Origin of the sequence: Kitasatospora sp. NPDC056446 (assembly GCF_042796115.1) — a bacterium.
Classification (GTDB): Bacteria; Actinomycetota; Actinomycetes; order Streptomycetales; family Streptomycetaceae; genus Kitasatospora.
The window spans coordinates 71,789-90,753 of the sequence record NZ_JBHTRF010000019.1 but is presented as its reverse complement, the minus strand read 5'-3'; the positions used below and the strand labels follow the sequence as shown (position 1 = coordinate 90,753).

31 protein-coding genes are annotated in these 18,965 nt (G+C 67.6%); all 31 read left to right on the top strand.

Translation table 11 applies throughout. The annotated features are described in order from the left end of the window. Nucleotides 1-17 precede the first annotated feature (17 nt). Complete coding sequence (rplB, locus tag ACFQ6N_RS14755; protein ID WP_030393297.1) at nt 18-854, top strand: 50S ribosomal protein L2; 837 nt, start codon at nt 18-20, stop codon at nt 852-854. Nucleotides 855-865: 11 nt separating this feature from the next. Next, nucleotides 866-1,147: a 30S ribosomal protein S19 gene (gene rpsS / locus ACFQ6N_RS14750; protein WP_030055821.1), complete on the top strand. Its 282-nt coding sequence runs from the start codon at nt 866-868 to the stop codon at nt 1,145-1,147. A 57-nt stretch (nt 1,148-1,204) separates the two neighbouring features. Beyond that, nucleotides 1,205-1,552, top strand: a complete 348-nt coding sequence (gene rplV / locus ACFQ6N_RS14745; protein ID WP_380460882.1) for a 50S ribosomal protein L22 — start codon at nt 1,205-1,207, stop codon at nt 1,550-1,552. Beyond that, a complete protein-coding gene (gene rpsC / locus ACFQ6N_RS14740) occupies nt 1,552-2,376 on the top strand; it encodes a 30S ribosomal protein S3 (protein WP_030263494.1) in 825 nt (274 codons plus the stop codon). The genes rplV and rpsC overlap by 1 nt, the downstream gene beginning before the upstream one ends. 5 nt (nt 2,377-2,381) lie before the next feature. After that, nucleotides 2,382-2,801 carry a 50S ribosomal protein L16 gene (gene rplP / locus ACFQ6N_RS14735; RefSeq protein WP_030055824.1) on the top strand — a complete coding sequence of 140 codons (420 nt, stop codon included), beginning with the start codon at nt 2,382-2,384 and terminating at the stop codon, nt 2,799-2,801. Beyond that, nucleotides 2,801-3,025, top strand: a complete 225-nt coding sequence (gene rpmC, locus ACFQ6N_RS14730) for a 50S ribosomal protein L29 (RefSeq protein ID WP_063348970.1) — start codon at nt 2,801-2,803, stop codon at nt 3,023-3,025. Before rplP ends, rpmC begins: the two co-directional genes overlap by 1 nt. Then, on the top strand, nt 3,025-3,297 hold the full coding sequence (rpsQ, locus tag ACFQ6N_RS14725; RefSeq protein ID WP_110670527.1) for a 30S ribosomal protein S17: 273 nt from the start codon (nt 3,025-3,027) through the stop codon (nt 3,295-3,297). The genes rpmC and rpsQ overlap by 1 nt, the downstream gene beginning before the upstream one ends. A gap of 102 nt (nt 3,298-3,399) precedes the next feature. Next, the gene (gene rplN / locus ACFQ6N_RS14720) at nt 3,400-3,771 is read left to right on the top strand and encodes a 50S ribosomal protein L14 (protein ID WP_030393301.1); all 372 of its coding nucleotides are present in this window, start codon (nt 3,400-3,402) and stop codon (nt 3,769-3,771) included. 15 nt (nt 3,772-3,786) lie between these two features. Next, nucleotides 3,787-4,098 (top strand): 50S ribosomal protein L24, encoded by a 312-nt coding sequence (rplX, locus tag ACFQ6N_RS14715; RefSeq protein WP_030055828.1) that lies wholly within the window; start codon nt 3,787-3,789, stop codon nt 4,096-4,098. Then, nucleotides 4,098-4,667, top strand: coding sequence for a 50S ribosomal protein L5 (gene rplE / locus ACFQ6N_RS14710; protein WP_030393302.1), 570 nt, complete (start codon nt 4,098-4,100; stop codon nt 4,665-4,667). Before rplX ends, rplE begins: the two co-directional genes overlap by 1 nt. 4 nt (nt 4,668-4,671) lie before the next feature. Continuing rightward, the gene (locus ACFQ6N_RS14705; protein ID WP_030055830.1) at nt 4,672-4,857 is read left to right on the top strand and encodes a type Z 30S ribosomal protein S14; all 186 of its coding nucleotides are present in this window, start codon (nt 4,672-4,674) and stop codon (nt 4,855-4,857) included. A 267-nt stretch (nt 4,858-5,124) separates the two neighbouring features. Next, nucleotides 5,125-5,532 (top strand): 30S ribosomal protein S8, encoded by a 408-nt coding sequence (gene rpsH / locus ACFQ6N_RS14700; protein WP_030055831.1) that lies wholly within the window; start codon nt 5,125-5,127, stop codon nt 5,530-5,532. 22 nt (nt 5,533-5,554) lie between these two features. Beyond that, complete coding sequence (rplF, locus tag ACFQ6N_RS14695; protein ID WP_380649287.1) at nt 5,555-6,094, top strand: 50S ribosomal protein L6; 540 nt, start codon at nt 5,555-5,557, stop codon at nt 6,092-6,094. A 3-nt stretch (nt 6,095-6,097) separates the two neighbouring features. After that, nucleotides 6,098-6,481, top strand: coding sequence for a 50S ribosomal protein L18 (gene rplR / locus ACFQ6N_RS14690; protein WP_030232494.1), 384 nt, complete (start codon nt 6,098-6,100; stop codon nt 6,479-6,481). A 48-nt stretch (nt 6,482-6,529) separates the two neighbouring features. Beyond that, the gene (gene rpsE, locus ACFQ6N_RS14685) at nt 6,530-7,153 is read left to right on the top strand and encodes a 30S ribosomal protein S5 (protein WP_030055834.1); all 624 of its coding nucleotides are present in this window, start codon (nt 6,530-6,532) and stop codon (nt 7,151-7,153) included. Continuing rightward, entirely contained in the window at nt 7,153-7,335 is a 183-nt protein-coding gene (gene rpmD / locus ACFQ6N_RS14680; RefSeq protein WP_030251557.1) for a 50S ribosomal protein L30, read from the top strand. Before rpsE ends, rpmD begins: the two co-directional genes overlap by 1 nt. 2 nt (nt 7,336-7,337) lie before the next feature. After that, the gene (gene rplO, locus ACFQ6N_RS14675; RefSeq protein ID WP_380649285.1) at nt 7,338-7,790 is read left to right on the top strand and encodes a 50S ribosomal protein L15; all 453 of its coding nucleotides are present in this window, start codon (nt 7,338-7,340) and stop codon (nt 7,788-7,790) included. Nucleotides 7,791-8,125: 335 nt separating this feature from the next. Beyond that, entirely contained in the window at nt 8,126-9,436 is a 1,311-nt protein-coding gene (gene secY / locus ACFQ6N_RS14670) for a preprotein translocase subunit SecY (RefSeq protein ID WP_380649283.1), read from the top strand. Beyond that, nucleotides 9,436-10,089 (top strand): adenylate kinase, encoded by a 654-nt coding sequence (locus ACFQ6N_RS14665; RefSeq protein ID WP_380649281.1) that lies wholly within the window; start codon nt 9,436-9,438, stop codon nt 10,087-10,089. Before secY ends, ACFQ6N_RS14665 begins: the two co-directional genes overlap by 1 nt. A 116-nt stretch (nt 10,090-10,205) precedes the next feature. After that, nucleotides 10,206-11,045: a type I methionyl aminopeptidase gene (map, locus tag ACFQ6N_RS14660; RefSeq protein WP_380649279.1), complete on the top strand. Its 840-nt coding sequence runs from the start codon at nt 10,206-10,208 to the stop codon at nt 11,043-11,045. A 140-nt stretch (nt 11,046-11,185) separates the two neighbouring features. After that, complete coding sequence (gene mscL, locus ACFQ6N_RS14655; protein WP_380649277.1) at nt 11,186-11,611, top strand: large conductance mechanosensitive channel protein MscL; 426 nt, start codon at nt 11,186-11,188, stop codon at nt 11,609-11,611. Between the two features lie 204 nt (nt 11,612-11,815). Then, nucleotides 11,816-12,037 carry a translation initiation factor IF-1 gene (infA, locus tag ACFQ6N_RS14650; RefSeq protein ID WP_003956442.1) on the top strand — a complete coding sequence of 74 codons (222 nt, stop codon included), beginning with the start codon at nt 11,816-11,818 and terminating at the stop codon, nt 12,035-12,037. A gap of 32 nt (nt 12,038-12,069) precedes the next feature. Beyond that, nucleotides 12,070-12,183: a 50S ribosomal protein L36 gene (gene rpmJ, locus ACFQ6N_RS14645; protein ID WP_003956441.1), complete on the top strand. Its 114-nt coding sequence runs from the start codon at nt 12,070-12,072 to the stop codon at nt 12,181-12,183. A gap of 178 nt (nt 12,184-12,361) precedes the next feature. Continuing rightward, entirely contained in the window at nt 12,362-12,742 is a 381-nt protein-coding gene (rpsM, locus tag ACFQ6N_RS14640) for a 30S ribosomal protein S13 (RefSeq protein WP_380649275.1), read from the top strand. 72 nt (nt 12,743-12,814) lie between these two features. Next, complete coding sequence (gene rpsK, locus ACFQ6N_RS14635; protein ID WP_030232513.1) at nt 12,815-13,222, top strand: 30S ribosomal protein S11; 408 nt, start codon at nt 12,815-12,817, stop codon at nt 13,220-13,222. Nucleotides 13,223-13,369: 147 nt separating this feature from the next. Further along, nucleotides 13,370-14,392: a DNA-directed RNA polymerase subunit alpha gene (locus ACFQ6N_RS14630; protein WP_030055844.1), complete on the top strand. Its 1,023-nt coding sequence runs from the start codon at nt 13,370-13,372 to the stop codon at nt 14,390-14,392. A 126-nt stretch (nt 14,393-14,518) separates the two neighbouring features. Beyond that, nucleotides 14,519-14,995 (top strand): 50S ribosomal protein L17, encoded by a 477-nt coding sequence (rplQ, locus tag ACFQ6N_RS14625; RefSeq protein ID WP_380649273.1) that lies wholly within the window; start codon nt 14,519-14,521, stop codon nt 14,993-14,995. A 92-nt stretch (nt 14,996-15,087) separates the two neighbouring features. After that, nucleotides 15,088-15,999 carry a tRNA pseudouridine(38-40) synthase TruA gene (truA, locus tag ACFQ6N_RS14620; RefSeq protein WP_380649271.1) on the top strand — a complete coding sequence of 304 codons (912 nt, stop codon included), beginning with the start codon at nt 15,088-15,090 and terminating at the stop codon, nt 15,997-15,999. 41 nt (nt 16,000-16,040) lie between these two features. Beyond that, nucleotides 16,041-17,699: an ABC-F family ATP-binding cassette domain-containing protein gene (locus ACFQ6N_RS14615; protein WP_380649269.1), complete on the top strand. Its 1,659-nt coding sequence runs from the start codon at nt 16,041-16,043 to the stop codon at nt 17,697-17,699. A gap of 232 nt (nt 17,700-17,931) precedes the next feature. Beyond that, a complete protein-coding gene (gene rplM / locus ACFQ6N_RS14610; RefSeq protein ID WP_030055846.1) occupies nt 17,932-18,375 on the top strand; it encodes a 50S ribosomal protein L13 in 444 nt (147 codons plus the stop codon). 45 nt (nt 18,376-18,420) lie between these two features. After that, nucleotides 18,421-18,930 (top strand): 30S ribosomal protein S9, encoded by a 510-nt coding sequence (gene rpsI / locus ACFQ6N_RS14605; RefSeq protein WP_380649267.1) that lies wholly within the window; start codon nt 18,421-18,423, stop codon nt 18,928-18,930. Nucleotides 18,931-18,965 lie beyond the last annotated feature (35 nt).

Sequence of the window (18,965 nt, the reverse complement as noted above, 5' to 3'; positions counted from 1 at the left end):
GAGGACGAGAGAGCCAAATGGGCATCCGCAAGTACAAGCCGACTACGCCGGGCCGTCGTGGCTCCAGCGTGGCCGACTTCGTAGAGATCACGCGGTCCACGCCGGAGAAGTCGCTGGTTCGCCCCCTGCACAGCAAGGGCGGCCGTAACAACGCCGGTCGGATCACCGTTCGCCACCAGGGTGGCGGTCACAAGCGCGCCTACCGCGTGATCGACTTCCGTCGTCACGACAAGGACGGCGTGCCGGCCAAGGTCGCGCACATCGAGTACGACCCGAACCGCACCGCGCGCATCGCGCTCCTGCACTACGCGGACGGCGAGAAGCGCTACATCATCGCCCCGCGCGGCATCACGCAGGGCGACCGGATTGAGAACGGCGCCGGCGCCGACATCAAGCCGGGCAACAACCTGCCGCTGCGCAACATCCCGGTCGGTACCACCATCCACGCGGTGGAGCTGCGTCCCGGCGGCGGTGCCAAGCTGGCCCGCTCGGCCGGCTCCGGCATTCAGCTGCTGGCGCGTGAGGGCAAGATGGCGCACCTGCGCATGCCCTCCGGCGAGATCCGCCTGGTGGACGCGCGCTGCCGCGCGACCGTCGGCGAGGTCGGCAACGCCGAGCAGTCGAACATCAACTGGGGCAAGGCCGGCCGTATGCGCTGGAAGGGCGTCCGCCCGACCGTGCGTGGTGTCGCCATGAACCCGATCGACCACCCGCACGGTGGTGGTGAGGGTAAGACCTCTGGTGGTCGCCACCCGGTCTCGCCGTGGGGCCAGAAGGAGGGTCGCACCCGTCGCCCGAAGAAGGCGTCGGACGCTCTCATCGTGCGCCGCCGCAAGACCAACAAGAAGCGCTAGGAGCAGGTCAGATGCCGCGCAGTCTCAAGAAGGGCCCCTTCATCGACGGCCACCTTCTCAAGAAGGTGGACGCGCAGAACGAGGCGGGTACCCAGAACGTCATCAAGACCTGGTCCCGTCGCTCCGTGATCTTCCCGGCCATGCTCGGCCACACGATCGCGGTTCACGATGGTCGCAAGCACGTCCCGGTGTTCGTCACCGAGTCGATGGTCGGCCACAAGCTGGGCGAGTTCGCTCCGACCCGCACCTTCCGCGGCCACGTCAAGGACGACCGCAAGTCGAAGCGTCGCTAGTCGCCTGAGCTTCACCGCCAGAACGACTCAATGACTTACTCCATTAAGGGGACAACCATGGAAGCCAGGGCCCAGGCGCGGTACATCCGCGTCACGCCCATGAAGGCCCGCCGCGTGGTGGACCTCATCCGTGGCCTTCAGGCCACGGAGGCCCAGGCCGTCCTGCGTTTCGCTCCGCAGGCCGCCACCGTGCCGGTCGGCAAGGTGCTCGACAGCGCCATTGCCAACGCCGCGCACAACTACAACCACTCCAACGTGGACGACCTCTACATCTCCGAGGCGTACGTTGACGAGGGCCCGACCCTGAAGCGGTTCCGTCCGCGCGCCCAGGGCCGTGCCTACCGGATCCGCAAGCGGACCAGCCACATCACCGTGGTCGTCAGCAGCAAGGAAGGGACCCGGTAATGGGCCAGAAGGTTAACCCGCACGGGTTCCGTCTCGGCATCAGCACGGACTTCAAGTCCCGCTGGTACGCCGACAAGCTGTACAAGGACTACGTCAAGGAAGACGTTGCCATTCGTCGCATGATGACGAAGGGCATGGAGCGCGCCGGCATCTCCAAGGTCGAGATCGAGCGCACCCGCGACCGCGTCCGCGTCGACATCCACACCGCTCGCCCCGGCATCGTCATCGGCCGCCGTGGCACCGAGGCCGACCGCATCCGCGGCGACCTCGAGAAGCTGACCGGCAAGCAGGTCCAGCTGAACATCCTCGAGGTCAAGAACCCCGAGCTGGACGCCCAGCTCGTGGCTCAGGGCGTCGCGGAGCAGCTGTCCTCCCGCGTCTCCTTCCGTCGTGCCATGCGCAAGTCGATGCAGGGCACCATGAAGTCCGGCGCCAAGGGCATCAAGGTCCAGTGCTCCGGTCGTCTCGGCGGCGCCGAGATGAGCCGCTCGGAGTTCTACCGCGAGGGCCGTGTGCCGCTGCACACCCTGCGCGCGAACGTCGACTACGGCTTCTTCGAGGCCAAGACGACCTTCGGCCGCATCGGTGTGAAGGTCTGGATCTACAAGGGCGACGTCAAGAACATCGCCGAGGTCCGCGCTGAGAACGCCGCTGCCCGCTCGGGCAACCGCCCGGCCCGTCCCGAGGGTGGTCGTCCCGCCCGCGGTGGCGAGCGCCGTGGTGGCGAGCGCGGTGGCCGTGGCCGTCGCCCCGCCGCTGCCGAGGCCCCCGCGGCCCCGGCCGCCGAGGCTCCGGCTGCCGAGAACACCGGAACGGAGGCCTGACCGTCATGCTGATCCCCCGTCGGGTCAAGCACCGCAAGCAGCACCACCCCAAGCGTCGTGGCGCTGCCAAGGGTGGCACCGAGCTCGCCTTCGGCGAGTACGGCATCCAGGCCGTCACCCCGGCCTACGTGACGAACCGGCAGATCGAGTCCGCTCGTATCGCCGTCACCCGTCACATCAAGCGTGGCGGCAAGGTCTGGATCAACATCTACCCGGACCGTCCGCTCACCAAGAAGCCGGCCGAGACCCGCATGGGTTCCGGTAAGGGTTCGCCCGAGTGGTGGATCGCGAACGTGCACCCGGGTCGGGTCATGTTCGAGCTGTCGTACCCCAACGAGAAGGTGGCTCGTGAGGCGCTGACCCGCGCAGCTCACAAGCTCCCGATGAAGTGCCGGATCATCCGGCGCGAGGCAGGTGAGAGCTGATGTCGGCCGGCACCAAGGCTGCTGACCTCCGCGAGCTGGACAACGAGGGTCTCGTTGCCAAGCTCCGTGAGGCCAAGGAGGAGCTGTTCAACCTCCGCTTCCAGGCGGCGACCGGGCAGCTCGACAACCACGGACGGCTCAAGCTCGTCCGTAAGGACATCGCGCGGATCTACACCCTGATGCGCGAGCGCGAGCTGGGCATCGAGACGGTGGAGAACGCCTGATGACTGAGAACACCAACGAGACGCGCGGTTTCCGCAAGACCCGTGAGGGTCTCGTCGTCAGCGACAAGATGGACAAGACCGTCGTCGTCGCCGTCGAGGACCGCGTCAAGCACGCTCTGTACGGCAAGGTCATCCGCCGTACGAACAAGCTGAAGGCGCACGACGAGCAGAACGCCTGCGGCATCGGCGACCGGGTCCTCCTCGCGGAGACCCGCCCGCTGTCCGCGACGAAGCGCTGGCGCGTCGTCGAGATCCTCGAGAAGGCCAAGTAACGAAGTTGATGCGGTACGGCCGTATGTGCACCAGGCCCCTCGTGGGCGCTGGTGTGAGCAGCGGCCGGCCCGTCAGCTCTCGTTGACGATCAGGAGAAAGCTGTGATCCAGCAGGAGTCGCGACTGCGTGTCGCCGACAACACGGGCGCGAAGGAAATCCTTTGCATCCGCGTTCTCGGTGGTTCCGGTCGCCGCTACGCCGGTATCGGGGACGTCATCGTCGCGACCGTCAAGGACGCGATCCCCGGCGGTTCGGTCAAGAAGGGTGACGTCGTCAAGTGCGTCGTCGTCCGCACCGTGAAGTCGCGCCGTCGTCCGGATGGTTCGTACATCCGGTTCGACGAGAACGCCGCGGTCGTTCTGAAGAACACCGATGGTGACCCCCGCGGTACCCGCATCTTCGGCCCGGTGGGCCGCGAGCTGCGTGACAAGAAGTTCATGAAGATCATCTCGCTTGCGCCGGAGGTGCTCTAACCCATGGCGAACAGCATGAAGATCAAGAAGGGTGACCTGGTTCAGGTCATCACCGGCAAGGACCGCGGCAAGCAGGGCAAGGTCATCCAGGCCATGCCCGCCGAGAACAAGGTCCTGGTCGAGGGTGTGAACCGGGTCAAGAAGCACACCAAGCCGGGCCCGGGCACTCAGGGTGGCATTGTCACCGTCGAGGCCCCGGTGCACGTCTCCAACGTCCAGCTGGTCGTGGAGAAGGACGGCAAGAAGGTCGTCACCCGCGTTGGCTACCGCTTCGATGACGAGGGCAACAAGATCCGCGTTGCCAAGCGAACCGGTGAGGACATCTGATGTCTGAGACGACTGTTGAGAAGGTGACCCCCCGTCTCAAGGAGCGTTACAACTCCGAGATCAAGGGTCAGCTGCAGGAGCAGTTCTCGTACGAGAACGTCATGCTGACGCCCGGCCTGGTCAAGGTCGTCGTCAACATGGGTGTCGGCGAGGCCGCCCGTGACAGCAAGCTGATCGAGGGCGCGATCCGCGACCTGACCGCGATCACCGGTCAGAAGCCGGCCGTGACCAAGGCTCGCAAGTCCATCGCGCAGTTCAAGCTGCGCGAGGGCCAGCCGATCGGCACGCACGTCACCCTCCGTGGTGACCGCATGTGGGAGTTCCTGGACCGTCTGGTGTCGCTGGCCCTGCCGCGTATCCGTGACTTCCGTGGCCTCTCCCCGAAGCAGTTCGACGGCCGTGGCAACTACACCTTCGGTCTGACCGAGCAGGTTATGTTCCACGAGATCGACCAGGACAAGGTCGACCGTCAGCGCGGTATGGACATCACCGTCGTGACCACCGCTCAGACCGACGACGAGGGCCGGGCGCTCCTGCGTGCTCTGGGCTTCCCGTTCAAGGAGGCGTGAGCCAATGGCGAAGAAGTCCCTCATCGCGAAGTCCGAGCGCAAGCCGAAGTTCGGCGTCCGGGCGTACACCCGGTGCCAGCGCTGCGGCCGTCCGCACTCGGTGTACCGCAAGTTCGGCCTGTGCCGTGTCTGCCTCCGTGAGATGGCACACCGCGGCGAGCTGCCGGGCGTGACCAAGAGCTCCTGGTAATCCAGGCGCTTTAGGCACACAGCGAAGCAGAGGTGCCCGATCCCACACCGGCCCGTTTTGGGCCTGCCGTACGGATTCCCGTAAGGTGGTGGGGTCGGGCCCCCTGCCACGGCTTCCCCATGGATGTCCGTGGCCCTCTTTGGGAGGGCTCGCACCCAGTCTTACGACGTCGCAGGTCCCCTGCGCTTGTGCCCCTGACGAACTCGCAAGAGTGCGGAAGGGGGACCTGGCGCGGAGAAACCGCGGCGAGAGAGGCCTGAGGCCATCATGACCATGACCGACCCCATCGCAGACATGCTCACGCGTCTGCGTAACGCGAACTCGGCGTACCACGACTCCGTGGCGATGCCGGCCAGCAAGATCAAGGCGCACGTCGCCGAGATCCTGCAGCAGGAGGGGTACATCTCCTCCTACAAGGTTGAGGAGCCCGTCGAGGGCGAGGTCGGCAAGAAGCTGACCATCGAACTCAAGTTCGGCCCCAACCGTGAGCGCTCCATCGCCGGCATCAAGCGCATCAGCAAGCCGGGTCTGCGCGTTTACGCAAAGTCCACCAACCTGCCGAAGGTGCTCGGCGGCCTGGGCGTGGCGATCATCTCCACGTCCTCGGGTCTCCTCACCGACAAGCAGGCCGCCAAGAAGGGCGTAGGCGGAGAAGTTCTCGCCTACGTCTGGTAATTCGGGAAACGGAGGTACAGCAATGTCGCGCATTGGACGGCTGCCCATCCAGGTCCCCGCTGGCGTGGACGTCACCATCGATGGCCAGGCGGTCTCGGTGAAGGGCCCGAAGGGTTCCCTCACCCACGTTGTCGCCGCGCCGATCGAGATCGGTAAGGGCGAGGACGGCAACCTGCTCGTCACCCGCCCCAACGACGAGCGTATGTCGAAGGCCCTGCACGGCCTTTCCCGCACGCTGGTGGCGAACATGATCACCGGCGTGACCGCGGGCTACCGCAAGTCGCTGGAGATCAGCGGTGTCGGCTACCGAGTTCTGGCGAAGGGCTCCGACATGGAGTTCCAGCTGGGCTACAGCCACCCGATCCTCGTCGAGGCGCCCGAGGGCATCTCCTTCGTCGTCGAGTCGGCCACCAAGTTCCACGTGGACGGCATCGACAAGCAGAAGGTCGGCGAGGTCGCCGCGAAGATCCGCAAGCTGCGCAAGCCCGACCCGTACAAGGCCAAGGGCGTCAAGTACGCGGGCGAGGTCATCCGCCGCAAGGTCGGAAAGAGTGGTAAGTAAGCGATGAGCGTCTCTGTCAAGATCGGCAAGGGCAACGCCTACAAGAGCGCCGCTCGCAAGCGCCGCGCGATCCGCGTTCGCAAGCGCGTCGTCGGCACCGAGGTGCGTCCGCGCCTCGTCGTGACGCGTTCGAACCGTCACATGGTCGCCCAGGTCATCGACGACGCCAAGGGTCACACCCTGGCGTCGGCGTCCACCCTCGACGTGTCCATCAAGGGCGCCGAGGGCGACAAGACCGAGCTGGCCAAGAAGGTCGGGAGCCTGGTCGCCGAGCGCGCCAAGGCTGCCGGCATCGAGGCGGTCGTCTTCGACCGCGCGGGCAACCGGTACGCCGGCCGCATCGCCGCCCTGGCGGACGCGGCCCGCGAGGCCGGGCTCGACTTCTAAGCCGCTCGTCGACTCAGTCGACGGACGTAATCGAGAGAGGTAATTCCAATGGCTGGACCCCAGCGCCGCGGTAGCGGCGCCGGCGGTGGCACCGGCGGTGGCGAGCGGCGCGACCGTAAGCGTGACGACCGGGGCAACGCCCCCGCCGTCGAGAAGACCGCTTACGTCGAGCGCGTTGTCGCCATCAACCGTGTCGCCAAGGTTGTCAAGGGTGGTCGTCGTTTCTCCTTCACCGCGCTGGTCGTGGTGGGCGATGGCGATGGCACCGTGGGTGTCGGTTACGGGAAGGCGAAGGAGGTTCCGGCCGCCATCGCCAAGGGTGTTGAGGAGGCCAAGAAGAACTTCTTCAAGGTCCCCCGTATCCAGGGCACCATCCCGCACCCGATCCAGGGTGAGAAGGCCGCCGGCGTCGTGCTCCTGAAGCCCGCCGCCCCCGGTACCGGTGTTATCGCCGGTGGTCCGGTGCGCGCCGTCCTGGAGTGCGCCGGTATCCACGACATCCTGTCGAAGTCGCTCGGCTCCGACAACGCGATCAACATCGTGCACGCCACCGTGGCTGCTCTGAAGGGCCTCGTGCGCCCCGAGGAGATCGCCGCCCGTCGTGGCCTGCCGCTGGAGGACGTGGCCCCCGCCGCTCTGCTGCGGGCGCGTGCTGCTGGGGTGAGCGCCTGATGGCTCGCCTGAAGATCACGCAGACCAAGTCGTACATCGGCAGCAAGCAGAACCACCGCGACACCCTGCGTTCGCTTGGTCTCAAGCGCATGCACGACGTCGTGGTGAAGGAGGACCGTCCCGAGATCCGCGGGATGGCCCAGACTGTCCGTCACCTGGTGACGGTTGAGGAGGTGGACTGATCATGGGCGAGAACCCGATCAAGATCCACAACCTGCGTCCCGCCCCTGGTGCCAAGACCGACAAGATCCGTGTGGGTCGTGGTGAGGGCTCCAAGGGTAAGACCGCTGGTCGTGGTACCAAGGGCACCAAGGCCCGCTACCAGGTTCCGCAGCGCTTCGAGGGTGGCCAGATGCCCCTCCACATGCGCCTGCCGAAGCTGAAGGGCTTCAAGAACCCGTTCAAGATCACGTTCCAGGTCGTCAACCTCGACAAGCTGGCCGAGCTCTACCCGCAGGGTGGTGCCGTCACGGTCGAGGACCTGGTCGCCAAGGGCGCGGTTCGCAAGAACTCCCTCGTCAAGGTGCTCGGCACCGGCGAGGTCTCGGTTGCGCTGCAGGTGACGGTCGACGCCGTCTCCGGCACCGCCGCCGAGAAGATCAAGGCCGCCGGCGGTACGGTCACCGAGCTCGTCTGAGCACGCTGATCCCCGGCTTCGAGCCCCGCACCTCCTCCGGGAGGTGCGGGGCTCGTGCGTTTCCGGGGCCGGGCGGGGCCGTTCGGTTCCGGACGGCCCCGCCCGGCCGGGGGCTCGTTCTTTTGTGTGGCAAACCCGGGCATCCCGTACCTCGTGAGTGGGGGAGAGGCCGTACGCGCTTCTTCCGAGTGGCTGCGCACTGTTAGAGTCCGTGGAGTTCCCTTGTAGGCTGCGCGTAGGCTCGCCTGTGCCGTCTGTACGGGGGCCCGTACCGCAAACTCCCCATTCAGGACCGACCCTCCCGCCGACGACGTGCGGGAGGCGCAGGAGGCACCGTGCTCAGTGCGTTCGCGCGGGCGTTCCAGACGCCCGACCTGCGCAAGAAGCTGCTGTTCACGCTGGGCATCATGGTGCTGTTCCGGCTGGGCTCGCACATTCCGATCCCGGGCGTGAGCTTCACGGCTGTGAACGAGTGCGTGAAGGAGACCAAGAACAGCGGCCTCTTCGGGCTCGTCAACCTGTTCAGCGGTGGCGCGCTCCTCCAGTTGACGATCTTCGCGCTCGGCATCATGCCGTACATCACGGCGAGCATCATCCTCCAGCTCCTCACGGTCGTGATCCCGCGACTCGAGGCGCTGAAGAAGGAGGGCCAGGCCGGCACGGCGAAGATCACCCAGTACACGCGTTACCTGACCATCGCGCTCGCCGTGCTCCAGGGCACCGGCATCGTGGCGACGGCCTCCAGCGGCGCGCTGTTCTCCGGGTGCCCGGTCGCCAACCAGATCGTCCCGGACACCGGCGTGTTCCGGGTGGCCGTCATGGTCCTCACGATGACCGCCGGCACCACGGTGATCATGTGGCTCGGCGAGCTCATCACCGACCGCGGCATCGGCAACGGCATGTCGCTGCTGATCTTCACCTCGATCGCCGCGCAGTTCCCGTCCTCGATGTGGGCGATCAAGACCTCCGGCACCATCGGCGGCGGCTGGGTCGAGTTCCTCTCCGTGGTCGCGGTCGGCATCATCGTCGTGATGCTGGTCATCTTCGTCGAGCAGGCCCAGCGCCGGATCCCGGTCCAGTACGCGAAGCGGATGATCGGCCGCCGGGCCTTCGGCGGCACCTCGACCTACATCCCGCTCAAGGTGAACCAGGCCGGTGTCATCCCGGTCATCTTCGCCTCGTCGCTGCTCTACATCCCGGCCCTGGTGGTCCAGCTGACCAACAGCCAGGCGGGCTGGGCCACGTGGATCCGGACGAACTTCGTCAAGGGTGACCACCCGATCTACATGGCCACCTACTTCCTGCTGATCGTCTTCTTCGCCTTCTTCTACGTCGCCATCTCCTTCAACCCCGAAGAAGTTGCCGACAATATGAAGAAGTATGGTGGGTTCATCCCGGGCATCCGGGCCGGCCGCCCGACGGCCGAGTACCTGAACTACGTGCTCACCCGAATCACGTGGCCGGGTTCGCTCTACCTGGGCCTGATCGCGTTGATCCCGATGATCGCCCTGGTCGCCTTCGGACAGCAGACCAACTTCCCGTTCGGCGGCACCAGCGTGCTCATCGTCGTCGGCGTCGGACTCGAAACTGTGAAGCAGATCGAGAGCCAGCTCCAGCAGCGCAATTACGAAGGGTTCCTCCGCTGATGCGTATCGTCCTCGTTGGTCCTCCCGGGGCCGGGAAGGGTACTCAGGCGCACCTGCTCGCCAAGACCCTGTCCATTCCCCACATCTCCACCGGCGACCTGTTCCGCGCCAACATCGGTCAGGGCACCCCGCTGGGGCTCGAGGCCAAGAGCTACATGGACGCGGGCCGTCTGGTACCGGACGAGGTCACCATCGGGATGGCCAAGGACCGCATGCTCCAGGCGGACGCCGTGAACGGCTTCCTGCTCGACGGCTTCCCCCGCAACCTGGGCCAGGCCGAGGCGCTGGACGAGTTCCTCGCCGAGCAGGGCATCAAGCTGGACGGCGTGCTGGACCTCGAGGTCCCCGAGGACGAGGTCGTCCGCCGGATCGCCGGCCGTCGGCTGTGCCGCAACGACGGCGGCCACGTCTACCACGTGGACTACAACCCGCCGAAGGCCGAGGGCGTCTGCGACGAGTGCGGCGGCGAGCTGTACCAGCGCTCGGACGACACCGAGGACAAGGTGCGCACGCGCCTGGAGGTCTACCACACGGAGACCGAGCCGATCGTCGGGTACTACAAGGAGCAGGGTCTCCTCGTGACCATCCCGGCCCTCGGCAAGGTGGACGAGGTCACCGCCCGCGCGATCGAGGCGCTGAAGCAGGACAGCTGAGTCTCTCGGCGAACGTACGACGGTACGGCCGGGTCGCCCGCCCAGCGGGCGGCCCGGCCGTTTCGGCGTCGTACGGTGGTAGGCAGTGGTAATCCGGACTTGGAAGGCGTGACCAGATGGTGGAGATCAAGACCCCCGAGCAGATCGCGAAGATGCGAGCGGCCGGACTGGTCGTCGCCGAGGCGCTGAAGGCCTGCCGCGAGGCGGTCGTCCCGGGGGTGACCACCCAGGAGCTCAACGACATCGCGGACAAGGTCATCACCGGCCACGGCGCCACCTCGAACTTCCGCGCCGACCACGGCGGCCTGTGGTTCCCGGGAGTGATCTGCGCCTCGGTGAACAACGAGGTCGTGCACGGCATCCCGGGCGACCGGGTGCTCCAGGAGGGCGACCTCATCTCGATCGACTGCGGCGCCATCCTGGACGGCTGGCACGGCGACGCGGCGATCTCCGTGGCGGTCGGCGAGGTCCGCCCGGAGGTCGAGATGCTGAGCCGGGTCACCGAGGGCTCGATGTGGGCCGGCATCGCCCAGATGAAGAAGAGCAACCGCCTGGTCGACGTCTCCAAGGCGATCGAGGGCTTCATCCGCCGCCAGCCGCTGCCGCCGAAGGGCAAGTGGGGCATCACCGAGGGCTACGGCGGCCATGGCATCGGCACCGCGATGCACATGGAGCCGCACGTGCTGAACTACGTCGAGCGCGGCCGCGGCAAGGGCCCCAAGCTGGTCCCCGGCACCGTGCTGGCGATCGAGCCGATGGTCTCGCTGGGCACCCCGCACACCACCGTGCTGGAGGACGACTGGACGGTCGTCACCAACGACGGCACCTGGGCCTCGCACTGGGAGCACTCGGTGGCCGTCACCGAGGAGGGCCCGCTGGTGCTGACGGCCTTCGACGGCGGCCGGGCGGAACTCGCGAAGCTGGGCATCACCGCAGCTCCGGACCCGCTCGGCTAGTCCCGGCGGGCGCCGAACGCCGCCGCTGACAAGGGATCAGGGCCCTGGAGGTTTGGACCTCCAGGGCTTTTGTCCTATTTTTATCGGCTGGCAGGGTCGGTTACGGCCGGACCGGGTTTACGAGCGATGCAGGAGAGCACGTGCTCAAGGGATTCCGCGACTTCATGATGCGCGGCAACGTCGTCGACATGGCGGTGGGTGTGGTCATCGGTGCCGCGTTCACCGCGGTGGTGACCGGCTTCGTGTCCGCCTTCCTCACCCCCCTGGTGGGCGTGGTGGTCGGCGCGGCCGGCGACTTCAGCTCGTACAAGGCGACGGTGGCCGGGGTCACCTTCCCGTACGGCCAGTTCCTGAACGTGCTGATCGCGTTCGTGATGACCGCCGCGGTGCTCTACTTCTGCGTGGTGCTGCCGATCACCAAGGCGACCGCGCGCTACATGCCGAAGAAGCCGAAGACTCCGAAGCGCCCGTGCCCGGAGTGCCTCACCGAGATCCCCGAGGCGGCCCGCCGCTGCTCCGCCTGCACCGCCCACGTGGAGCCGCTGACGGTCTCCGCCGGGTTCTGACACGCAGGTCGTGCGGCTGCTGTGACGGCGGCCGCACTCGGGAGGCCCGTTTTGGTCCACCGGACGCGCTGGCGTAGGATGGACCGTCGGCTCACTCGTAGCGTGCTTCAGCGCGCCCTCTTCCCCTCGGGGACGGGGTGAACCCAGGTTCGCACGAGCGTTCCGCATACGGTAGCCGGTCCCGGAAGGTGGATCTCGCAGTTCATGGCTAAGAAGCAAGGCGCCATTGAGATCGAGGGCACCGTGATCGAGTCTCTTCCGAACGCGATGTTCAAGGTCGAGCTGCAGAACGGTCACAAGGTCCTCGCGCACATCAGTGGCAAGATGCGCATGCACTACATCCGCATCCTGCCGGACGACCGGGTCGTGGTGGAGCTCAGCCCCTACGACCTCACGCGCGGACGGATCGTCTACCGCTACAAGTAAGAACGTCAGATCTAGACCCGGAGAACCTGAACATGAAGGTCAAGCCGAGCGTCAAGAAGATCTGCGACAAGTGCAAGGTGATCCGCCGTCACGGCCGGGTCATGGTGATCTGCGACAACCTGCGCCACAAGCAGCGCCAGGGCTGATCTCTCCCCAGCATTTCTCGTAGTACTTCGCGCGACGCGAAAACGTCATAAGCGGGCTGCCCGATCCGTTCCCTCAGTGGGACGGACTGCCACCCCCGGTCAGAGGCCGGGGCTCCCTCACCGTGAGGTGTCGGAGTAGGCAGCACGCAAGACCTCTGAAAAAGCACAGGAGCCTTGAATGGCACGCCTCGCCGGCGTTGATCTCCCCCGTGAGAAGCGGATCGAGATCGCCCTTACGTACGTGTACGGCATCGGCCGTACCCGCGCCCAGCAGACCCTCGTCGAGACCGGCGTGAACCCGGACATCCGCGTTCGCGACATCTCCGAGGAAGACCTGGTCAAGCTCGGCCAGTACATCGACGCCAACTACACGGTCGAGGGTGACCTCCGCCGTGAGGTGGCCGCCGACATCCGCCGCAAGGTCGAGATCGGCTGCTACGAGGGTCTGCGTCACCGCCGTGGCCTGCCGGTCCGCGGCCAGCGCACCCACACCAACGCGCGTACCCGCAAGGGCCCGCGTCGCGCGATCGCCGGTAAGAAGAAGCCGGGCAAGAAGTAGTCCGTCCCGTAACCGGACATCCCTCCGGCCCGCGGGTCAGCGGACCGACCACCTCAGTAGGAGAACAGACTTATGCCCCCCAAGGGTCGTCAGGCTGCCGGCGCGAAGAAGATCCGCCGCAAGGAAAAGAAGAACGTCGCTCACGGCCACGCGCACATCAAGAGCACGTTCAACAACACCATCGTTTCGATCACCGACCCCGCGGGCAACGTGATCTCCTGGGCCTCCGCCGGCCACGTCGGCTTCAAGGGCTCGCGCAAGTCCACCCCGTTCGCCGCGCAGATGGCCGCCGAGGCCGCTGCCCGTCGCGCGCAGGAGCACGGCATGCGCAAGGTCGACGTCTTCGTGAAGGGTCCGGGCTCCGGCCGCGAGACCGCGATCCGTTCGCTCCAGGCCACCGGCCTGGAGGTCGGCTCGATCCAGGACGTCACCCCCACCCCGCACAACGGCTGCCGTCCGCCGAAGCGTCGCCGCGTCTGACGCAGCGCCTTCGGGCACTCGGTAGTACTGCTTGAAACCTCGTACGGGCTCCCACGTAGTGATTCGTCGCTTCCCGCGGGAGCCCGTACGCTTGGTCCTGTCGGCATCAAATAGTGGGTGCCGAAGACAACTGGAGGAACATCCCCCATGCTTATCGCTCAGCGCCCCTCGCTGACCGAAGAGGTCGTCGACGAGTTCCGCTCGCGGTTCGTGATCGAGCCGCTGGAGCCGGGCTTCGGCTACACCCTCGGCAACTCCCTGCGCCGCACGCTCCTGTCGTCGATCCCGGGTGCCGCTGTCACCAGCATCCGCATCGACGGCGTCCTGCACGAGTTCACCACCGTGCCGGGCGTCAAGGAGGACGTGACCGACCTCATCCTCAACATCAAGCAGCTGGTCGTCTCCTCGGAGCACGACGAGCCGGTCGTGATGTACCTGCGCAAGCAGGGCCCGGGTGTGGTCACCGCCGCCGACATCGCGCCGCCGGCCGGTGTCGAGGTGCACAACCCAGAGCTGGTCCTCGCCACGCTGAACGGCAAGGGCAAGCTGGAGATGGAGCTGACCGTCGAGCGCGGTCGCGGCTACGTCTCCGCCGTCCAGAACAAGGCCTCCGGCCAGGAGATCGGCCGTATCCCGGTCGACTCGATCTACAGCCCCGTGCTGAAGGTCACCTACAAGGTCGAGGCCACCCGTGTCGAGCAGCGGACCGACTTCGACAAGCTGATCGTCGATGTCGAGACCAAGCCCGCCATGCGTCCGCGCGACGCCATGGCCTCGGCCGGCAAGACCCTGGTGGAGCTGTTCGGTCTCGCCCGCGAGCTGAACATCGACGCCGAGGGCATCGACATGGGCCCGTCCCCGACGGACGCCGCCCTGGCCGCCGACCTGGCGCTGCCGATCGAGGAGCTGGAACTCACCGTCCGCTCCTACAACTGCCTCAAGCGCGAGGGCATCCACACCGTGGGTGAGCTCGTCGCCCGCTCCGAGGCCGACCTGCTCGACATCCGCAACTTCGGTGCGAAGTCGATCGACGAGGTCAAGGCGAAGCTGGCCGGCATGGGCCTGGCCCTCAAGGACAGCCCGCCCGGGTTCGACCCGACCGCCGCCGCCGACGCCTTCGGCGCCGACGACCTGGACGACGCGGGTTACGCGGAGACCGAGCAGTACTGAAAGACTTGACCGCGGGGGCGGTTCCCCGGAACCGCCTCCGTCGTCGTGAAAGTCGTGCGGGCACAGTGCCCGTACGCCCGCTGCGGTACCTGATACGGCCGTAGTCGGAGATTCGAGGAGTAATCCATGCCGCGTCCCACCAAGGGTGCCCGCCTCGGCGGCGGCCCGCACCACGAGCCGCTGCTGCTCGCCGGTCTGTGCCGGGAGCTGTTCCAGTACGGCCGCATCACCACGACCGAGGCCAAGGCCCGTCGGATGCGCCCGCTGGCGGAGAAGCTGATCACCAAGGCGAAGAAGGGCGACATCCACAACCGTCGCCTGGTTCGCAAGACGATCACCGACATCGCCGTGCTGCACACCCTCTTCACCGAGATCGCGCCGCGCTACGAGAACCGCCCGGGTGGCTACACCCGTATCACCAAGATCGGTCCCCGTCGTGGCGACAACGCCCCGATGGCCGTGATCGAGCTGGTCGAGGCGCTGACCGTCGCGCAGACCGCCGTCGGCGAGGCCGAGGGCGCCACCAAGCGCGCCGTCAAGGAGGCCGACGAGGCCGCCGCCGTCGCCAAGACGGACGAGGCCGAGGCCACCGAGCAGGCCTGACACCTCCGGGTGTGATGCGGGCCCGCTCTCCCAGCGATGGGGGAGCGGGCCCGTTCCCTTGTCACGGGACCGATCGCGGGAGAAGAGAAGCAGTGGTCAACGATTGCGCCGAGCAGCCGCCGGTCAAGGACGGCCCGGCCGACGGGTACGTCCGGGTCCGGCTCGACCTCGCCTACCAGGGCGCCGAGTTCTCCGGCTGGGCCCGCCAGAAGGGCGGCCGGCGGACGGTCCAGGAGGAGATCGAGACCGCGCTGCAGATCGTCACCCGCAGCCCCGAGCTGTTCCCGCTGACCGTGGCCGGCCGCACCGACGCCGGGGTGCACGCCCGCGGACAGGTCGCGCACGTCGACCTGCCGGCCGGGCTGTGGGAGGAGCACCGCGAGAAGCTGCTGCGCCGGCTGGCCGGCCGGCTCCCCGGGGACGTCCGGATCTACCGGGTCGGCGAGGCGCCGGCCGGGTTCGACGCCCGCTTCTCGGCGATCTGGCGCCGCTACGCCTACCGGGTCGCCGACCACCCCGGCGGGGTCGACCCGCTGCTGCGCGGCCACGTGCTGTGGCACGACCGGCCGCTGGACGTCGACCGGATGAACGAGGCCGCCGAGCTCCTGCTCGGCGAGCACGACTTCGCCGCGTACTGCAAGAAGCGCGAGGGCGCGACCACCATCCGCACCCTGCTGGAACTGCACTGGGACCGCGTCCCGGTGGACCCCTACGCCGCCCAGGAGGGCACCCTCGCGGTCGCCACCGTGCGGGCCGACGCCTTCTGCCACAACATGGTCCGGGCGCTGGTCGGCGCGATGCTGCTGGTCGGCGACGGGCACCGGCCGGTGGAGTTCCCCGGCGAGGTGCTGGCCGGCGGGGTGCGCAACTCCGCGGTCAACGTGATCCGGCCGTACGGGCTGACGCTGGAGGAGGTCGGCTACCCCGCCGACGACCAGCTGGCCGAGCGCAACCGGACGGCCCGGCGGATGCGGACCCTGCCCGGGCAGCCGCTCCCCGGGTAATCCGTTTTGGCCCAGGGCGTCCGCTTGGGACAATCGTCCGCATGGGACACGTCGAGATTTCGCACCTTGAGTACTACCTGCCGGACGGACGGGTGCTGTTCGACGACGCGTCCTTCCGGGTCGGCGAGGGCTCCGCGGTCGCCCTGGTGGGCGCCAACGGGGCCGGCAAGACCACCCTCCTGCGCATGATCGCGGGGGACCTCCAGCCGCACGGCGGCTCGGTGACGATCAGCGGCGGCCTCGGCGTGATGCGCCAGTTCGTCGGCACCACCGGCCGCGAGGACCAGCGGGAGACCCCGGGCGCGCTGCCCGCCGACGCCTCGGTGCGTGACCTGCTGGTCTCGGTCGCCCCCGAGCGGATCGCCGTGGCGGCCAGGGCGGTGGACGCCGCCGAGCTGGCGATGATCGCCCAGGACGACGAGAAGACGCAGATGGCCTACGCCCAGGCGCTCTCCGACTGGGCCGACGTCGGCGGCTACGACTACGAGACCGACTGGGACGTCTGCACCACGGCCGCCCTCGGGATGCCCTTCGACAAGGCCCAGTGGCGCGGCCTGAACACCCTCTCCGGCGGCGAGCAGAAGCGGCTGGTGCTGGAGGCGCTGCTGCGCGGGCCGGAGGAGGTACTGCTCCTCGACGAACCCGACAACTACCTGGACGTCCCGGCCAAGCGCTGGCTGGAGGAGGCCATCAAGGCCACCTCGAAGACCGTCCTGTTCATCTCGCACGACCGCGAGCTGCTCTCGAAGACCGCCGACAAGATCATCTCCGTCGAGTCCGGCGCCGCCGGCAGCAGCGTCTGGGTGCACGGCGGCGGCTTCGACTCCTTCCACGAGGCCCGCAAGGACCGCTTCGCGCGGTTCGAGGAGCTGGGCCGCCGCTGGGACGAGGAGCACGCCAAGCTCAAGAAGCTGGTCGTCACCCTGCGCCAGGCCGCGGCCGTCAGCCACGCCCTGGCCACCCGCTACGCCGCCGCGCAGACCCGGCTGAAGAAGTTCGAGGAGGCCGGGCGGCCGGAGGAGCCCCCGCGCGAGCAGAGCATCACCATGCGGCTCAAGGGCGGGCGCACCGGGGTGCGCGCCCTCACCCTGGAGCGGCTGGAGCTCACCGGCCTGATGCAGCCCTTCGACCTGGAGGTCTTCTACGGCGAGCGGGTCGCGGTGCTGGGTGCCAACGGCGCCGGCAAGTCGCACCTGCTGCGGCTGCTGGCCGGCGACGCGAGCGTCGCGCACACCGGCGACTGGAAGCTCGGCGCCCGCGTCGTCCCCGGCCACTTCCGGCAGACCCACGCCCACCCCGAGCTGTTCGGCCGCACCGTCCGGTCGATCGTCGAGGAGGAGCACGCGCTCAGCCGCGGCGCCGCGATGGGCGCGCTGCGGCGGTACGAGCTCGACCGCCAGGAGGAGCAGAAGTTCGAGTCGCTGTCCGGCGGGCAGCAGGCCCGGCTGATGATCCTCAAGCTCGAACTCACCGGCGTCACGGCCCTGTTGCTCGACGAGCCGACCGACAACCTGGACCTGGAGAGCGCCGAGGCGCTGCAGGCCGGGCTGGAGGCCTTCGAGGGCACGGTGCTGTGCGTCACCCACGACCGCTGGTTCGCCAAGACCTTCGACCGCTTCCTGGTGTTCGGGGCCGACGGCCGGGTGTTTGAATCGTCGGAGCCGGTCTGGGACGTCACCCGGGTGGACCGCGAACGCTGAGTCACGGCGAGGGGGATCCACGGCGATTTTTGACCCCTCGGGGTCGTGCCGGTAACCTGGACGCTTGATGTGCGTATTGGCTCGCTCTATCTCACGTGAGAGGTCGGTACGCCGGAGACATCGGGTCGTCGACCAGCGGTCCCCCTTGAATTGCGTCCAAGGGTGATCAGGCTGCTCTTCCGACCAGGTGCTCCTGTCAGGACTCACTCACTGAAAAGCGAAGGCTACGACCGTGCGTACGTACAGCCCCAAGCCCGGCGACGTCCAGCGTCAGTGGCACGTCATCGACGCGACCGACGTCGTGCTCGGCCGCCTGGCTTCCCAGGCCGCCAACCTCCTCCGGGGCAAGCACAAGGCGATCTACGCGCCGCACGTTGACACTGGTGACTTCGTCATCATCATCAACGCCGACAAGGTGCACCTGTCCGGTAACAAGAAGACCCAGAAGCTGGCCTACCGCCACTCGGGCTTCCCGGGCGGTCTGCGCTCGGTGCGCTACGACGACCTGCTGGCGAACAACCCGGAGAAGGCCGTCGAGAAGGCCATCAAGGGCATGATCCCCAAGAACAGCCTGGGTCGCCAGATGCTCTCCAAGCTGAAGGTCTACTCGGGCGACCAGCACCCGCACGCTGCCCAGCAGCCGGTGCCGTTCGAGATCACCCAGGTCGCGCAGTAATTCGGCCACCAAGCCCCCCAACACTGAAAAGAGCTGAGGAACATCGTGGCCGAGACCACTGAAACCCTTGAGGTCGACTTCGACGAGGCCGTTGAGGCTGTCGAGGGCGAGTACACCTCCGAGGAGAGCTACACCTCCGAGTCCCTGGCCGGCCGCTTCGGCGAGGCCACCCCGGGCGCCGGCCTCGGCCGTCGCAAGGAGGCGATCGCCCGCGTGCGCATCGTCCCCGGCACCGGCCAGTGGAAGATCAACGGTCGCACCCTCGAGGGTTACTTCCCGAACAAGGTGCACCAGCAGACCGTGAACGAGCCCTTCAAGCTCCTCGAGCTGGACGGCCGTTACGACGTCGTCGCCCGCATCAGCGGTGGCGGCACCTCCGGCCAGGCCTACGCGCTGCGCCTCGGCGTCGCCCGTGCCCTGAACGAGGCCGACGTGGACAACAACCGCGCCGCGCTGAAGAAGGCCGGCTTCCTGATGCGTGACGCCCGTGCCGTCGAGCGCAAGAAGGCCGGTCTGAAGAAGGCCCGCAAGGCGCCGCAGTACAGCAAGCGCTAATCGCGTCCCAGGGGGTGCGGTCCGCCCTGGCGGCG

Excerpts from the sequence above, each read along its gene's own strand:
- ACFQ6N_RS14705 (WP_030055830.1), top strand. The coding sequence starts at position 4,672 with ATGGCGAAGAAGTCCCTCATCGCGAAGTCCGAGCGCAAGCCGAAGTTC.
- ACFQ6N_RS14615 (WP_380649269.1), top strand. The coding sequence starts at position 16,041 with ATGGGACACGTCGAGATTTCGCACCTTGAGTACTACCTGCCGGACGGA.
- rpsQ (WP_110670527.1), top strand. The coding sequence starts at position 3,025 with ATGACTGAGAACACCAACGAGACGCGCGGTTTCCGCAAGACCCGTGAG.
- map (WP_380649279.1), top strand. The coding sequence starts at position 10,206 with ATGGTGGAGATCAAGACCCCCGAGCAGATCGCGAAGATGCGAGCGGCC.
- rplF (WP_380649287.1), top strand. The coding sequence starts at position 5,555 with ATGTCGCGCATTGGACGGCTGCCCATCCAGGTCCCCGCTGGCGTGGAC.
- rpsH (WP_030055831.1), top strand. The coding sequence starts at position 5,125 with ATGACCATGACCGACCCCATCGCAGACATGCTCACGCGTCTGCGTAAC.
- rpmD (WP_030251557.1), top strand. The coding sequence starts at position 7,153 with ATGGCTCGCCTGAAGATCACGCAGACCAAGTCGTACATCGGCAGCAAG.
- rpmC (WP_063348970.1), top strand. The coding sequence starts at position 2,801 with ATGTCGGCCGGCACCAAGGCTGCTGACCTCCGCGAGCTGGACAACGAG.
- rpsM (WP_380649275.1), top strand. The coding sequence starts at position 12,362 with ATGGCACGCCTCGCCGGCGTTGATCTCCCCCGTGAGAAGCGGATCGAG.
- rplE (WP_030393302.1), top strand. The coding sequence starts at position 4,098 with ATGTCTGAGACGACTGTTGAGAAGGTGACCCCCCGTCTCAAGGAGCGT.
- rplQ (WP_380649273.1), top strand. The coding sequence starts at position 14,519 with ATGCCGCGTCCCACCAAGGGTGCCCGCCTCGGCGGCGGCCCGCACCAC.
- rpmJ (WP_003956441.1), top strand. The coding sequence starts at position 12,070 with ATGAAGGTCAAGCCGAGCGTCAAGAAGATCTGCGACAAGTGCAAGGTG.
- ACFQ6N_RS14630 (WP_030055844.1), top strand. The coding sequence starts at position 13,370 with ATGCTTATCGCTCAGCGCCCCTCGCTGACCGAAGAGGTCGTCGACGAG.
- rpsC (WP_030263494.1), top strand. The coding sequence starts at position 1,552 with ATGGGCCAGAAGGTTAACCCGCACGGGTTCCGTCTCGGCATCAGCACG.
- ACFQ6N_RS14665 (WP_380649281.1), top strand. The coding sequence starts at position 9,436 with ATGCGTATCGTCCTCGTTGGTCCTCCCGGGGCCGGGAAGGGTACTCAG.
- rpsK (WP_030232513.1), top strand. The coding sequence starts at position 12,815 with ATGCCCCCCAAGGGTCGTCAGGCTGCCGGCGCGAAGAAGATCCGCCGC.
- rplV (WP_380460882.1), top strand. The coding sequence starts at position 1,205 with ATGGAAGCCAGGGCCCAGGCGCGGTACATCCGCGTCACGCCCATGAAG.
- rpsS (WP_030055821.1), top strand. The coding sequence starts at position 866 with ATGCCGCGCAGTCTCAAGAAGGGCCCCTTCATCGACGGCCACCTTCTC.
- rplR (WP_030232494.1), top strand. The coding sequence starts at position 6,098 with ATGAGCGTCTCTGTCAAGATCGGCAAGGGCAACGCCTACAAGAGCGCC.
- rpsE (WP_030055834.1), top strand. The coding sequence starts at position 6,530 with ATGGCTGGACCCCAGCGCCGCGGTAGCGGCGCCGGCGGTGGCACCGGC.
- rplP (WP_030055824.1), top strand. The coding sequence starts at position 2,382 with ATGCTGATCCCCCGTCGGGTCAAGCACCGCAAGCAGCACCACCCCAAG.
- rplO (WP_380649285.1), top strand. The coding sequence starts at position 7,338 with ATGGGCGAGAACCCGATCAAGATCCACAACCTGCGTCCCGCCCCTGGT.
- infA (WP_003956442.1), top strand. The coding sequence starts at position 11,816 with ATGGCTAAGAAGCAAGGCGCCATTGAGATCGAGGGCACCGTGATCGAG.
- rplB (WP_030393297.1), top strand. The coding sequence starts at position 18 with ATGGGCATCCGCAAGTACAAGCCGACTACGCCGGGCCGTCGTGGCTCC.
- rplX (WP_030055828.1), top strand. The coding sequence starts at position 3,787 with ATGAAGATCAAGAAGGGTGACCTGGTTCAGGTCATCACCGGCAAGGAC.